Origin of the sequence: Photorhabdus cinerea (genome assembly GCF_011189575.1) — a bacterium.
Lineage (GTDB): Bacteria > Pseudomonadota > Gammaproteobacteria > Enterobacterales > Enterobacteriaceae > Photorhabdus > Photorhabdus cinerea.
Genome location: NZ_PUJW01000002.1, coordinates 109,695 through 125,016 on the forward strand (window position 1 = coordinate 109,695; position 15,322 = coordinate 125,016).

A 15,322-nucleotide genomic window follows, 5' to 3' on the forward strand; every position below is an offset into this window, starting at 1 on the left:
CGCGATATCGTCATTCTATGAGTTATTACTTTCTGGTAACAGATCAATATTTAGAGATTAGAATTCAAATTTATTGAATAACTTTACCCGTACCAATATCCATTCGCAGGAGTACCCGCCGAAATTATCTCCAATAAATAGGATGTGCTACTATATTGCCAATAAGAGCTATGTTGCCAATAAAAACTGGGCCATTAATAAACACTGGCTAATCAGCAAAATAAGAAATCAAAGGACCAATGTAAGGTGAAAGAGTTTCAGAAAATCATTAATCGTCAGGCTGTCTGTCCAACAATCAAATATCCAGAAAACCTGCCTGTCAGCCAGAAGAAAGATGATATTTATAAGGCCATTCGTGACCATCAGGTTGTGATTATCGCAGGGGAAACTGGTTCAGGTAAAACAACGCAGATCCCGAAAATCTGTCTTGAACTGGGTAGGGGAATCAAAGGATTGATTGGTCATACTCAACCCCGGCGGTTGGCGGCTCGTGCTGTTGCTAATCGTCTGGCGGAAGAATTAGAAACCTCAGTAGGTTCGGCTGTGGGTTATAAAGTTCGTTTCAGTGACCATGTAGGCGATAATACATTGGTTAAGCTGATGACGGATGGTATTTTGCTGGCGGAACTGCAAAATGACAAATTGCTTAAACAGTATGACACTCTGATTATTGATGAAGCGCATGAACGTAGCCTGAATATTGATTTTATTCTGGGCTATTTATGTCAGTTACTGCCAAAACGTCCTGATTTGAAAGTCATCATCACTTCAGCGACTATCGATCCTGAACGTTTTTCTCGCCATTTTAATCATGCACCGATTATTGAAGTTTCTGGTCGAACCTATCCGGTAGAAGTGCGTTATCGGCCTGTTATGGGGGATGATAATGATGGAGAACGGGATCAGCTTGAAGCAATTATTGATGCTGTTGATGAGTTAGGTCGTGAAGAGCCTGGGGATATCCTGATCTTTATGAGTGGTGAACGGGAAATCCGTGATACCGCTGATGCTTTAAATAAACTGAATTTGCGTCATACCGAAGTATTGCCGTTGTTTGCACGTCTTTCTAACAGTGATCAGAACCGGATTTTTCAGTCACATGCTGGCCGGAGAATTGTATTGGCAACTAACGTGGCAGAGACGTCTTTGACGGTACCGGGAATTAAGTATGTGATTGATACCGGTTATGCGCGTATCAGTCGTTACAGTTATCGGACGAAAGTCCAGAGATTACCGATAGAGCCAATCTCTCAGGCATCGGCGAATCAACGGAAAGGGCGCTGCGGGCGTGTATCTGACGGGATTTGTATCCGCTTGTATTCAGAAGATGATTTCCTTTCACGGCCAGAATTTACTGATCCAGAAATCCTGCGTACTAATCTGGCATCGGTCATTCTACAAATGACTTCAATTGGTCTTGGGGATGTCAGCGCGTTTCCGTTTGTGCAACCCCCTGATAAACGTAATGTTCAGGATGGTGTCCGGCTTCTGGAAGAACTTGGTGCTATTGACCAGAAAACCACGGTTCAGGGTAATTACCGTCTTACTGTAATAGGGCGCCAATTGGCTCAGCTTCCCGTTGATCCTCGGTTGGCGCGTATGGTACTGGAAGCACGTAATCATGGTTGTGTACGTGAAATGATGGTCATTACGGCGGCGCTGTCTATTCAAGACCCAAGAGAAAGGCCGCTGGAGAAACAGCAGTCTTCCGACGAGAAGCATCGTCGATTTGCTGATAAAGACTCCGATTTTATCGCATTCCTGAAATTATGGGATTTTCTGAAAGAGCAGCAAAAGGAGCTATCTTCTGCGCAATTTCGTAAATTGTGTCGTCAGGATTATCTTAATTATCTGAGAGTCAGAGAATGGCAGGATATATATACCCAGTTACGGCAAGTAGTGAAAGAAATTGGTTTACCAGTAAATAGCCAGGATGCAGATTACCGCAGTATTCATGTTTCGTTACTCTCCGGGTTGTTATCGCATATCGGCCAGAAAGATACAGATAAACAGGAATATACCGGCGCACGTAATGCTCGTTTTTCTATTTTCCCTGGCTCCGGTTTATTTAAAAAACCGCCAAAATGGGCAATGGTGGCGGAACTGGTTGAAACTAGTCGCTTGTGGGGGCGTATTGCTGCCAGAGTGGAGCCTGAGTGGGTTGAACCGTTAGCGGTACATTTGGTGAAATATCATTACAGCGAACCGCACTGGCAAAAATCTCAGGGCGCGGTAATGGCTAAGGAAAAAGTCACTTTATATGGCCTGCCAATTGTGGCTAGCCGTCAGGTTAATTACAGTAAAATTGACCCAATGCTCAGCCGTGAATTGTTTATTCGCCATGCGTTGGTGGAAGGAGATTGGCAAACCCGGCACGCATTTTTCCGCTCGAATCTGAAATTACGTGAAGAGATTGAAGCGTTGGAACATAAATCCCGCCGTCGTGACATTCTGGTGGATGATGAAACCCTGTTCAGCTTCTATGATCAACGTATACCTCAGAATGTAGTTTCTGCCCGCCATTTTGATCGCTGGTGGCAGAAGACAGGGAAAGAACAGCCAGAGCTGCTCAACTTTGAAAAAAATATGTTAATCAAAGGTGACGCAGATAAAATCAGCGCATTGGATTATCCTAATTACTGGTATCAGGATGCACTCAAATTACGGCTAAGCTACCAGTTTGAACCGGGTACGGAAGCCGATGGAGTGACAGTTCATATTCCGCTGCCAGTGCTGAATCAGATTAACGATGATGGATTTGACTGGCAAATACCAGGTATCCGCTACGATTTGGTTGTTGCTCTGATTAAATCATTGCCGAAACCGGTTCGTCGTAATTTTGTACCTGCGCCAAACTATGCTCAGGCATTTATGGAGCGAGTGTCTCAGCCACAATCTACCTTACTGGATAGTCTTGAGAAAGAATTACGGCGTATGACTGGTATGACAGTGTCACGTGATGATTGGCAATTAGAACAAGTACCTGATCACCTTAAAATGACGTTTCGAATTGTAGGAGAGAAGAACCGGACTATTGCAGAAGGCAAAGATTTATCTGCGCTGAAATTACGATTGAAAGACAAAGTTCAGGAGACACTTTCAGCCGTAGCCGATGATGGTATTGAACAGAGTGGGTTACATATTTGGAGCTTCGGTGAATTACCAGAACGGTATGAGCAAAAACGTGGCGGCTATTCTGTCAAAGCATTTCCGGCATTGGTGGATGAAAAAGAGAGTATTGGTATTAAACTGTTTGAAACTGAACTCGAACAACAGGTTGCTATGTGGGAAGGCACTCGTCGTCTGCTATTGCTAAATATTCCTTCACCAATTAAATACTTACATGAGAAATTGCCTAACAAATCCAAATTGGGTCTCTATTTTAATTCTTATGGCAAAGTTCTGGATTTAATCGACGATTGCATTGCCTGTGGTGTTGATAAATTGATGGCAGGGCATGGAGGTCTAGTTTGGAATGAGCAGGCTTTTATTCAGTTACAGGATAAGGTTCGGGCTGAGTTAAATGATACGGTTGTGGAAATTGCTAAGCAGGTAGAACAGATACTCACTGCCGTTTTTGCTATTAACAAACGTCTTAAAGGCCGAGTCGATATCTCATTGGCGCTAGCGTTATCTGATATTAAAGCACAGATTTCTGGTCTGGTTTTCAGAGGCTTTGTTACCTCTAATGGCTGGAAACGTTTGCCAGATATTTTGCGTTATCTGCATGGCATTGAGCGTCGTTTGGAAAAATTGGCCGTTGACCCACATCGGGATCGGACGCAAATGGGGTGTGTTGAGAATGTTCAGCAACAATGGCAGCAATGGCTAGCGAAATTATCGCTGCACCAGAAACAGCTACCTGAGGTACAAGAAATTCGTTGGATGATAGAAGAATTACGGATTAGTTTGTTTGCCCAGCAACTGGGTACACCATATCCGGTCTCTGATAAACGAATTTTGCAAACAATGGAGCAAATTGCTTCCTGATGAGAAAAAAGCCAGAGACTGTTCATGGTTTCGGTGATGTGGTTTTTTTATGAGCTAGAGGGAGGCCACCTCTTTTAGAGGTGGCTTTTACTTAAGATGTGTGCTCTAGTTGGCAGATGCTTTCTGCATGTTTGGTTTTATTAACTTTAATGAAAGTATTAACCATGTTAGTTTTGCTTTCGCGGTTACGATCATAGTCGGCCTGCGTCGTCGTTTTCTTTGTTGCTGTAGCACGTTTTAACAACATAAGCTCCTCCTTTTAGATATTCATACTCGGATATTAATCCTGATTTCACCTTTTGTAAAAGTCTTTCATAGGTTCTTTTGTGAGAATAACTATAGCTACTAAAGTACAGGTAATGAACCTCAGATTCTTCAATATAATCTAGGATGTATGATATTAAGACATTAAAGAAATAGCGATGTTCATTCTTATTGTAATGAACGGTTTTATCTACTTTATCAAATGGCGTTCTGCCATTTAACTCGTCTATAGGTATTGACTCATAAGCCTGGTCAAAGAAGATGATCGATATGGCAAACAAGATGCTTGGATCAATATCGTATATTTCTGTAATTCTTTCGGCTCCAATAACATCATCAGTTAATGGAAAGAATACTAACCGAAAAGTTTACGGTTTTTTGCCGTCAAAAGTGAATTCAATGTCATAACTACTCGTTTGACCGGTTCCACCAATGACTTTATTCTTGAGATTGTGATAATTGGTCATTTTCTGACACTGTTGTTTTAACGTTTTTTCATTATACTAATGGCACACTATTTTTTCATTCGTCTAATATGTAATATGGGAGTTGGCTCCAAAATTTATGTAACTGTATCATTATGATGCCTGAATTTATTAGCGTCTTTAATAGCAAATTTTTGAGTCAGATATTTTTGTCTATTATATTTACTTGAACACTACAATGAGGGTATAGAAGAAATAGTCATTATCATATTAATAGTGATGATGACTAAATATAATCAATAAGTTATTATTATATAATTTCGTGATATGTAAAAAGTGACTTTCTGATAATAAGGAAAGGCCATTTTTTTGGCCTTCTGCCCTATAGGATTTAAACTCGATCATTCCAGCTATCGGAATGAATGATATTTCCATCATTATGTTTCCAGGTGATTTTTTCGTAGCGAAGTTCAACGATTTCCATATGATTGAATTTCTCTTTTGATGCGTCCTTTATATCGAGCATAACAGGAACAATATTAACCACTTTTACATTTTCCATGAAAGTATTGAAGTACTCTTTTTCTTGCCCATGCTCATTTATTTTATACCATTTTAACTCTGCTGATTTTAATGTTTGCCCTGTGGTTAATGCCTTATAAAGATAGGGTGATGACGAGTCGACTTCTTTTTCAATCATAAATGGGAGGTGTTTCCTCGTTCCAGTCAATTTTCCCGTATTATCATCATTGGCGATACTGACACTATGATGAAGACCTAAAACCTCAATACTGCCTTCTCTACCATAGACATCGACGGAACCTTTAATATCTGATCCGCCATCGTCTTTTATATACATATAGAGAGGAATAGCCATCGTTAATCTCCTTCAGAAAATGATTTTGAATTACCAGTGGTAGAAATAAGTTTTTGTAAGCATTTTTCACCGCCTTTGTTTTTATACAGTGCACGAATACTGTCAACGACATATTGATTCAACTCAGCTTCCGTTCCTTGATAAAAAGGCAGAGAACATACAGAATCAGTGCTAATTGGAACATTGGAATCATCAAGAATAGATAATACTCCGTTTGCGTTTTTCGGTAATGCGGTTGCCAATGCGGTTGATAACGTTTCCGATGAATCGGCGTCACTGCCTTTTGCAAGTAAAGGCGCTACTTTTAGCCATGCCATATCTCCACTTGCAATATGGTCTGTTATATAATCCCATTCTCCGTTGTCTCCTTCTGGCATATTTGCAATTACCGCTCTTGCACCCTGCTGCTTTATTTGTAGGGTTAATTGCTCTGGTGTTAAATTTGGGTATGGATTTTTAGCTATAATATGACGATCTACGGCTAGTGAATAGAATGATACCAGCATTAAAAACAAAATCAGTTTTTTCATTTGACCACCAGAATTGTATCACTAGAGTTGGCTATTTTTTTCTGAGATTGGAGCCATTTATAATGATACAACCATGTGATGCTTGCCGGTATGTACCATCCTTTCTGTCTCCGTGTATTCTAAAAAGAGTACGCCCAAACGTATTAGTTCCCATAATAGGCTCTAATGTCACAGTAACTTTGGTTATTGAGTTAGTGTAACCATTGATTCTGTAATAACCGCGAGGAATTGGTCCTTCATCTTTAACTTGCTCCATAGATGAATTATTTATCCCAGCGCCACGACCGCTATAGCCCTTTGCGATAAAAGAACCATTATGTGTTAGTACTCCAGTGCTTTGTGAATATTGCCAAGTCATATTTATCCTCATTAATAATTTATATAAAACATGAGGGATAATCTAAATGTAATAAAATTTTTTTAAAGTATTATTTTGTAAAAAAGATAATATTTTTGTAAATATGGCTGTTGAAAACAATAAATTAAGAACTGATATTGTTTAGAGATCATCTGAATTATAGTCGAAAAAAATCTGGAAAAATAAATAATGATATTCCCCCAATTTCTTAATGAAACGCTAAGGTTTGTTGTTCTTGATCTTGATAAAAAGAAAATAATTAAATAATAGTGCACCAGCTAAGAAATAAATTCATCTATAACTGATGCAGATAAATTTATTACTGATACGTTAATGTGATTGTCGCGGTCACATTTGCTTGTCCGGGGGTAATATTGCGATCGATCTGAAAATAGCGGGCGTGTAAAGGGATAGATAACTTCCCGCCTGAATAGCTATTACCGATATTGATTTGTGAATGGATAATTACGGGTTGATTGTTGTGAAGTATTTGTAGACCAACACCGGAAGCTGTTGTATGGTTATTATTCTGATCGAGTGCCCAGACATGATATAAGTTATTTTTTGCTTTATTTCCATCAAGCATTAATTGAATATTAACATCATCATCACAATCTAAAATAACCTCAAAATCTTTTCCTCCTGCGGTGCTATTAACACCAGAAAAATCGCTTTTTTTGATATCACCCATGGGAACAACAATATTAGTATCTTTCAGTGAACAGCTTTTAGTAATAATCCGGGTATTTCCCAAACGGTAAGTATGAACAATATTATCATTTATTCGTGCCTGAATTAATTGATCGTTTTTAACGATACCAGAACCTGTTGTTGGTGCTATTTTTATGAGTTGAATTGTCATATATCCCCATGTATTACCACAATACCAATGGGCTGAATTGTCACAGCTTACAGGGTCATGAGTAATACGGGGTAACCAGTCCAAACCATAGCCGGGACCCCAGGTATTTATTCTTATACCAACACCGGGAACACCGGATTCATAAATAGCGTCTTTGTTGTAATCTGCACTTTTGTAGGATGTATATCCCCATGATGTTTTAACACTTTTATCGCAATAGAAGATATTGCCTTTATTGGCTAATTCATCAGCACGATATTCATAAATGGTTGTACCAATAGCGTGATCCCTTGGCACATATAAGGTGCCAAAAGACAGGTTAGTGATTTCTGGTTTAAATTCTTTGTCAAACTGGCAGTTAGCGGCAAAACTATAAGGACTCATTGCCAAACCAATAAATAAGTTAGTGATAATCAGTGAGTATTTAATTCTATTGTAAATATTAATCATAGTATTTTCCTGAAAATCGTTATTTGCAGTGAGCTTCTATTATATAAATGCCAGATAGAGGCTTTTTTTCTGGTAACTTGTAATTGACATCACATTCCTGAATATCCTGATAACCCCACTTAACTAATAATCGTCCACTATCAGGTAAACCGGTGAGGTAAACCTGTCCTTCATGACTGACGATTGCACTATTTTTTTCATCAATTTTGTGGTGTTTTTCTAACGTAACTATTGCCCCAAAAGGAATAGGATTATTTTGATAATATAGATTTATCAGAACCCTATGACCTATTCTGGTTTGGAAATTAGCCAGAACTAAAGCACCTTGAGTAGGAATAACCGTTTGGGCATTAACATCAATATCGACATTATCGGCTAATGAATGGGTGTCCAGTGCAATTCGGTTTTTTCGGTAGCTGCTAATATAAGGAATAATCGCGAGGCCGTTCCTATCGGTAGTAATCCCCACATTATTATGGATCTTTATTCCTTTAGCACCATCAGTCCTGACTAATGCTAAGGTATCGCCTAAATGTTGTGAAAGGGTGATGCCATATGGATGGGCAACAATTCCGCCTTGAAGGCCGTAATTCAGTTGGCGAGAATGCCGATCATAACTATAACCGGCACTAATCTGACCATAAGATCCTTTATATTCTGCATGAGCATGACCACCAACTCCAGTACTGTGATTTGCGTAACTCTGTTGTAAGCTATAAGTTAAATTATTGTCTTCAAGTGCCGTACCACTTAAACCTGTTTGGTGGGAAATATCCTTGCTTTTATTCGTATTCAGGTTGTAATAGGCCCAACTATTTTTCAACCAGCGATCTAATGGAACCTGTATGCTAAATGAGAAAAGTTGCTCGTTTTTATTCGTATCGGGGAGTTGGTTATAAGTATAATTCAGACTGTAATTGATGTTATTATAACTGGTACTATAACCGGCATTGATACTGCGTTCATAGCCATTTTGTTGCCAATAATTTTGCTGAAAAGCAGATAGATATAAATTACCTAAATTCCCCAGAGACTGATTAATATGCAATTGCAGCTTACTTCTCTTATTGGTGCGATAACGCCAGTCACCATTATTAGAATTATCTATATCATTGGCTTCTTTAAAGTCATAAAAGCCACGTGTCGAATAGCGATAACCCGCCAGAGTAAAATTAGTCCCTGTTAATGAAAGATCTTTTGCATATTGAAAACGGTAAGATTGCCCTTCGGCACGGGTATTTGACCGTAAATCAGTATTTGCGTGGGTTATATCAAAGGAGAGAGAACCTAATCTACCTAAATTATAGCCTGATCCTAAAGCAATTGACTGATAATCTTTTGATAAAATAGTACCGCCATAGGTGGTGATATTATTAGAAAGACCATAGATTAATGTGCTTTCGGCAAAATTGGGTTCTCTTCCACGATTATTTGATGATTGATATTGGCCCAGCGTCACCGAATATTGAATTCCTCCTTCCCGTAGCATAATGGGAACAGTCGAAAATGATTGGGTAGATCGGCGTTCCTGACCATCTGCTTCTTTAATAATAACTTCCAGATTTCCGCTTGATGTGGTTGAGAAAAGATCATTAATGACAAATGGACCAGGTGCGACATAAGTCTGATAAATGATATAGCCATTTTGCCTGATCGTAACTTGAGCATGACTTTGGGCAATTCCTCGGACAGTAGGAGCAAACCCTTTTAAGCTGTCTGGTAACATATTATCGTCAGAAGTTAGCTGTAGGCCACGAAATTGGCTACCATCAAAAATATGGGAGGATGTAAAGCTGTCACCTAAGGTTAATTGCCCTTTCAGTGAATGAATATCTCGCTGTAAATAGGTATTAATGCTTTTCCAACTCTTATTACGGCTGGTATAGGTGGAATAATTACGCAAACGCCATGCCTGCCAGTTAGCACCTGTTTGGAGGTTCAAATAGTTGGTTTGCTTAGGGCCAGATTTGTTATCTTGCCAACTATTTGATCCACTATAGTTATAATTAACTAACAATGAAGTTAATCCTTGTTGCCATAATTCAGGCGAAACATAACCTCTTGCCTGATTGTTTAACGCCGCTTGTGGAATACTGATATCTAGCCTTTGCTGACTAAAATTAAAGGCTGTACTTGCTGATGGAATATATTGGCTTAAATCAGACAGTTCTGTTTCTGGTGGTAAACTGACTAATTCTGGAAATGTATCAATTTTTACTCCCATATCCTGTAGTTGTTGAATTGTCAGTTTAGGTAGTAATTTGTTATTTGTCATAACAAAGGTCACGTTTCTGGTATTTACCTTATCTTTGTTAAGATAAATATCTACCCAGTAAGTACCCGGAGGGTAGTCATCTTGTGTGAAAATAGAGAGATCAATATTTTCAGGTGAATCAGTACCTGTTTCTAAGGCATGAATATTGAAATAATCTTCAGAATAAGCTTTAGTAGAGCAAAAAAGTACTCCTATTGTCATAAATAGAGGTAATAGGCGCCACGGGTATTCAATATGATATGGATTTTTATTAATTTTATGCCGTGAGTACTTTTCCATAATTAATTTTCTAACGTAGAATACATTAATGTAACTGCTTTGTTAAATATTCGTTTTTTCTTCGGCAGTCACACCACCAAAATCATTAATAGCTTTCCAGCTAACTTGCTTTATGTTTTTTACAGGTAGGAGCCAATTCAGTTGACTAAAAGGTTTAATCATTCCTGCTGGTTTTATTTCATGTTGATCAGCCTTAAGGTATGAAAATGAAATAAAGTAAGGGGTGGGGTTTTCAGCAATCAATAGATTATTTTCTGCCCGAAATTTGAGCTGCTTGTAGGCGATATTTGACTTTTCTGCTAAATTTACAGGACGGTAAAATAATTTAAACTTTGATTTAACTGTAATTTGTAATTGATTTTGATCTGATTTTACCGAGGCAGGAATAGACTTTACATTGAGCCAAAAAAGTGATTCCCGATCGTCAGGTAGGTTAGTTTCTGTTTTTACAATACGCAGGATATTTTCATTACCTGCTGTGAGCTTAAAAATCGGCGGGGTAACAATAAAGGGAGTTTTCGTATTATCGTTTTCATCCTGAATCCAGGACTGGATCAGATAAGGTGCATCTTTTTCTGGGTTGTGTATAGAGATGGATGCTTCTTTTTTGTCGCTGATATAAATAACGCGGGTTCCGCCAATGACGACACCAGCGATAGCAAAATTTATGCTGATAATATATAGAAATATCATTGTCAATAAACGTTGGTACTGCACGGTAAGCTCTCCGTTTTGAATATACGTTATTTTGTGGAATTGGCGGGCATCCATGCCCATATTTCTTTGTTATCAACAAAACATGAATGAAGCTTTGTTGTTAAGTTTAGTTGTCTTAATTATAAACAATAGTAAAGTTAGCGACTGCATCACCAGAGCCTGGGCTAATTGCTTGAGCTGTTGCAATATACTTTGCAATAAACTTCAATTCTGCCGTTTTTTGATCAGTGAAAGCCTGGAGTTTGGATGCTTTAATTAGAGGAATCAACGTTGAGCTGTCTTCTTCATAGATGCCAATCGCAATACCAGCGGCAACCGTTTGCCCTTTATCGTTGGATAGGGCCAGAAAATTGCTATTTTTACTATCTGCTTGTCCATCAAATTTAACTTGTGCATTAATGTATTCTGGTGGGCAATCGCTCAGTTTAATGCTGAAAGGTGTTGCGGCGGCGGTGCTATCTACACCATTAAATGCACTTGAGCTAATTGTCCCCATGTTCACGTTTTGGTTTGCAGAATCAGTATCGATTTTACAAGCATTAGCGATGATATTACCTGTAAAGTTGATTTTTCCATCTGCTGCATTTGCTACGGAAATAAATACAGAAGATGCAAGTAAGGATGAAATAATCAGTTTAGCTTTCATTTTAAATAGATCCTAACCCTGGCGAGTATTATGTCAGGGAAACAGAAACATTGATTTAACCGAAACTGTATAAATGTCAATACAGCATGTAAATATCTAAAATTTTTATCCAGTAATAAGAATCATAGTTCAAACTATGTTTTGTTCGGCGTTTCTTATTTAGGATAAGGTATGGGTGATAATAGCGACTAATTCGTAAGAATCCAAAGAATGACTCGATAATATTGTATATTTAATATTTTTATCTATAATTAAAGGTTAAACAGAATTTTTCTCATGGTTTATTGTGATTCATCATATGAAATAAACTATTCTGCTAACTAATGCGAATATTTATTAATTAATAATTAGTTATAAAATCAAATGTGACATAAATCACACTTAATATATTTTTCTGAAAAGTTTATTTTTTGTCTATTTTATTATCTTGATATTATTATTTCATGTGGTTACTTTCTTCTTTTGAAAATGTGTATACATGATAGAATAAGTCATTCAGATTAAGTTACTATATAGCTTAATCATGTTTATATTTCTTATTTGATCTTTCTGTTTACTTCTCACCATACAAATAGTTCTTTGCTGATATGAGCTTTGAACTGCAATATATTTCGAACGTATTCTGCTCAATAAGAGGGATTTTCAGTATTGTCTTTCCGGTTCAATAATAAATTTATCGAAACGCGGGCTTTGTGCGGATCTATGGTGCGTGCAGATAGCCCGTATTCGGATAACCTTCAGCATAATCGACGCAGTAAGGAGGAAAAATGAAACAGTTCGTCTTTGCATTGGGTTTATTGGTCATTGTGTTCGCAGTCGCGCAGCCTGCTTCGGCCACGGAAGCAGAGCAGAAAACCGTCACTAATGGCGCGGCATCAATCGAATATTCGGTGCGCGGGGAGGGACCTCTGATTATGATAATCGCTTCAACAGGGCGGGGAACGGCAGAGTTCGCGCCGCTTGCGGATCGACTGGTGGCGCGCGGTTATCGTGTGGCTCTGCCTGAACCACGCGGAATCGCAGGATCGACCGGTTCGATGAAGAATGTGACCTTCCACGACTTTGCCGGCGATTTTGCAGCGGTGGTTGCTGCGGAAGGTGGTAAGGCAATCGTGGTTGGTCATGCTTATGGTCATTGGATTGCCAAGATGATTGCTTCGGATTATCCCGAAATGACGCGTGGCATAGTGCTTCTGGCAGGGGCTGAGAAATCTTGGCCTTCGGATGGAGGCAAAGGACGAGTTCGGTAACCGTGTTACTGTCGCAGTAATCGAAGGGGCCAGCCATGCACTGCCCGCTGAGAAGCCAATCGAAACGGCAGATGTGATTGCGGATTGGGCCGACAAACTGAGTGACTAAGAGCAATATCCAGTCTCTGTCAGGGCATTCGAACTGCGTCTGTTTCAGCGCGAATGTCCCAAGCAGAGACGGTGCGGCCTTGTTTCACCTACAAAATGTATTTCGGATTCGATAAAAAGACGCAAGAACCATCCAATCAGTTACTTTAACAAAATTAGTTACAACATACATTTAAACATATCACTAAAAATATGTCATAATAGTTCAAAAAAGAAACAAATCACCATATGAAAATACAACAAGCCATTACTTCCCTGTAATGGCCTGAATTTAACGAGATTACTTAATTAACAGCCAGATTGCAGGGATTGATGTTATCAGCAATGTGACAATAGCGAACTTTTCAACCAGATAAAGGTTGTTTTTCTGTGGATTTTGACTGCGTGCATACAAGAAAACAATAACTCCAGGGGCATAGAGAACAACAGACAATAGTAAATTCATCAAACCAGATGCATAGAGCAGCCATATGCCATAAATACAAGCACCACTGGCAATCAGTAATAACCCTTTACTACTACGATTAAAAGCGACCTTTAATAAAAATGCACCAACCAAGAAATAGGGCACTAAAATCATCTCTGATGCAATTGCCAGTAATGAGTTGTAGTTGCTTCCACTTAACCAGATAAAAACGAGAGAGAGTTGTACAGCACCATTCGTCAACCATAATGAAGATGATGGCGCATTATTGCCGTTTTGCAGGCCAAAAACTTTTGGAAAAGAACCATGTTGGGACGCGATAAATGGCACTTCAGCCGCCATGATTGTCCAGCTCAGATAAGCACCGCAAACGGAAATAATCAATCCTGTAGCAATAATGATTTCACCGGTGGAACCAACAAGTCCTACCATCAGATTTGCCATTGATGGGTTGCGCATTTCTGCTAACTCAGGCCGTGGTACTAATCCAAGCGAGAGTAGGGTGACTAATATATATATTCCTAATGCTGCAACAACAGCCAGCATAGTCGCAATACCAACATCTGTCCGCTTTTTCGCCCTAGCCGAAACCACAACAGCACCTTCGATACCAATAAAAACCCAAAGGGTAATTAACATGGTATCTTTTATTTGTTGCCAGACAGGAACACCTAGGTCGATACCTTTAAAGTCAAGATTAAAGACGTCCATCTTAAATGCTATCGCAGCAAGAATGATGAAAGCACCTAAAGGGAGTAATTTTGCCATTGTTGCCAGTTTATTGATTCCGGCTGCGGTTTGAACGCCGCGAAGTACCAGCCAGTGTACTAACCAAAGTAAAATAGACTCTCCTAATAAAGACTGCCAGGTATTACCGTCACCTAAAATGACTACACTCTCTTTATCAGTAAAAAAGCTCAGTGCCGCGAAAACGATAACCAGATAGGAGACATTGGCAACTACTGCACATAACCAATATCCCCAGGCAGAACAGAAGCCTATTAATTCACCAAAGCCTTCTTTAGCATAAGTGAAAATTCCTCCATCAAGATCTGGGCGAATACGGGAGAGAAGTAACAGTGTGGTAGCCAGAAACAGGATACCGACACCTGTTATTCCCCAACCGATCATTAACGCGGCTGGACTGGCGACCTCAGCCATATTCTGCGGTAAGCTGAAAACACCCGCACCAACCATAGAGCTGAGTACCAGAGCAGTAAGAGCTGTGAGACCTAGTTTTTTTTCCAAAGATATGTTCCTAAAATCACTAAACTGCATTGTTATCCAGTTCGTTACCCTGATCATAACAGATGAATTAAGTATTGGGTTTTCATCGCGTCCAAGCTGTACAGAACAGAAAAACAGACTGGTTAAACCTAGAAATAGAGGGCGATTCTACGGAGGGTATGTGCCGGATGCAATGGTTTTCTATGCAAATAACTACAAAATTTATGCACTGATTGGCGATGGTAAAGTGGGTAAAGTGTAATGCTATACAATTTATTTTATACCCGTTATCTTTCAAGTTGCCTCTTTGTTGGTTGCACTCACCCCGGTCACAGAGTTACCTATGCTCCCGGGGATTCGCTTCCTTGCCGTCGCGATCCATCTTGAAATCCATTGGGTATATCAATTTATGTCAGTAATTTTTATAATTCCGGTTATTGTACTAAGGGAAATAAATGATAAGTGTAAAGCATAGTGATGCTATTACTAATTAAGTAATTTTCATTTTAATTTTTTTAATCAATATCAAAATTTAACAAAAATTATTACATCAAATAAGTTCTTTTGCTTTAACTTTTATTTTTTTATGCGATGTTATTGTCTGGTAATAATAACCCTTAGTTTATATATTAAATCGTTA

12 protein-coding genes and 1 pseudogene are annotated in these 15,322 nt (G+C 38.9%); 4 read left to right on the forward strand and 9 right to left on the reverse strand.

Translation table 11 applies throughout. The features are described from left to right. Positions 1-258: 258 nt before the first annotated feature. Positions 259-3,990, forward strand: a pseudogene (gene hrpA / locus C5469_RS02645) (ATP-dependent RNA helicase HrpA); the annotation flags it as partial. Positions 3,991-4,081: 91 nt separating this feature from the next. Here hrpA and C5469_RS02650 read toward each other — a convergent pair. From C5469_RS02650 to C5469_RS02685, 8 genes are all read right to left on the reverse strand, one after another. Beyond that, complete coding sequence (locus C5469_RS02650) at positions 4,082-4,237, reverse strand: hypothetical protein (protein ID WP_166301960.1); 156 nt, start codon at positions 4,235-4,237, stop codon at positions 4,082-4,084. A gap of 833 nt (positions 4,238-5,070) precedes the next feature. Continuing rightward, on the reverse strand, positions 5,071-5,556 hold the full coding sequence (locus C5469_RS02655; RefSeq protein ID WP_166301962.1) for an Hcp family type VI secretion system effector: 486 nt from the start codon (positions 5,554-5,556) through the stop codon (positions 5,071-5,073). A gap of 2 nt (positions 5,557-5,558) precedes the next feature. After that, positions 5,559-6,086: a hypothetical protein gene (locus C5469_RS02660; protein WP_166301965.1), complete on the reverse strand. Its 528-nt coding sequence runs from the start codon at positions 6,084-6,086 to the stop codon at positions 5,559-5,561. A 31-nt stretch (positions 6,087-6,117) separates the two neighbouring features. Continuing rightward, the gene (locus tag C5469_RS02665; protein WP_036771101.1) at positions 6,118-6,444 is read right to left on the reverse strand and encodes a tlde1 domain-containing protein; all 327 of its coding nucleotides are present in this window, start codon (positions 6,442-6,444) and stop codon (positions 6,118-6,120) included. A gap of 319 nt (positions 6,445-6,763) precedes the next feature. Then, entirely contained in the window at positions 6,764-7,756 is a 993-nt protein-coding gene (locus tag C5469_RS02670; protein ID WP_166301968.1) for a fimbrial protein, read from the reverse strand. Positions 7,757-7,775: 19 nt separating this feature from the next. Continuing rightward, positions 7,776-10,310, reverse strand: coding sequence for a fimbria/pilus outer membrane usher protein (locus C5469_RS02675; protein WP_166301971.1), 2,535 nt, complete (start codon positions 10,308-10,310; stop codon positions 7,776-7,778). A gap of 42 nt (positions 10,311-10,352) precedes the next feature. Then, positions 10,353-11,081 carry a fimbrial biogenesis chaperone gene (locus tag C5469_RS02680; protein WP_242689375.1) on the reverse strand — a complete coding sequence of 243 codons (729 nt, stop codon included), beginning with the start codon at positions 11,079-11,081 and terminating at the stop codon, positions 10,353-10,355. A 61-nt stretch (positions 11,082-11,142) separates the two neighbouring features. Continuing rightward, entirely contained in the window at positions 11,143-11,673 is a 531-nt protein-coding gene (locus tag C5469_RS02685; RefSeq protein WP_166301974.1) for a fimbrial protein, read from the reverse strand. A 767-nt stretch (positions 11,674-12,440) separates the two neighbouring features. Between C5469_RS02685 and C5469_RS02690 the strand changes: the two genes are divergently transcribed. Next, complete coding sequence (locus C5469_RS02690) at positions 12,441-12,923, forward strand: alpha/beta fold hydrolase (RefSeq protein WP_242689376.1); 483 nt, start codon at positions 12,441-12,443, stop codon at positions 12,921-12,923. Next, the gene (locus C5469_RS23995; RefSeq protein WP_278249740.1) at positions 12,898-13,032 is read left to right on the forward strand and encodes a hypothetical protein; all 135 of its coding nucleotides are present in this window, start codon (positions 12,898-12,900) and stop codon (positions 13,030-13,032) included. Before C5469_RS02690 ends, C5469_RS23995 begins: the two co-directional genes overlap by 26 nt. A 279-nt stretch (positions 13,033-13,311) precedes the next feature. Here C5469_RS23995 and C5469_RS02695 read toward each other — a convergent pair whose 3' ends face one another. Continuing rightward, the gene (locus tag C5469_RS02695) at positions 13,312-14,703 is read right to left on the reverse strand and encodes a basic amino acid/polyamine antiporter (protein WP_166301976.1); all 1,392 of its coding nucleotides are present in this window, start codon (positions 14,701-14,703) and stop codon (positions 13,312-13,314) included. Between C5469_RS02695 and C5469_RS02700 the strand changes: the two genes are divergently transcribed. Next, complete coding sequence (locus C5469_RS02700; protein WP_166301979.1) at positions 14,681-14,944, forward strand: hypothetical protein; 264 nt, start codon at positions 14,681-14,683, stop codon at positions 14,942-14,944. The two genes, C5469_RS02695 and C5469_RS02700, sit on opposite strands and share 23 nt — an antisense overlap. The last annotated feature ends 378 nt before the right edge of the window (positions 14,945-15,322 follow it).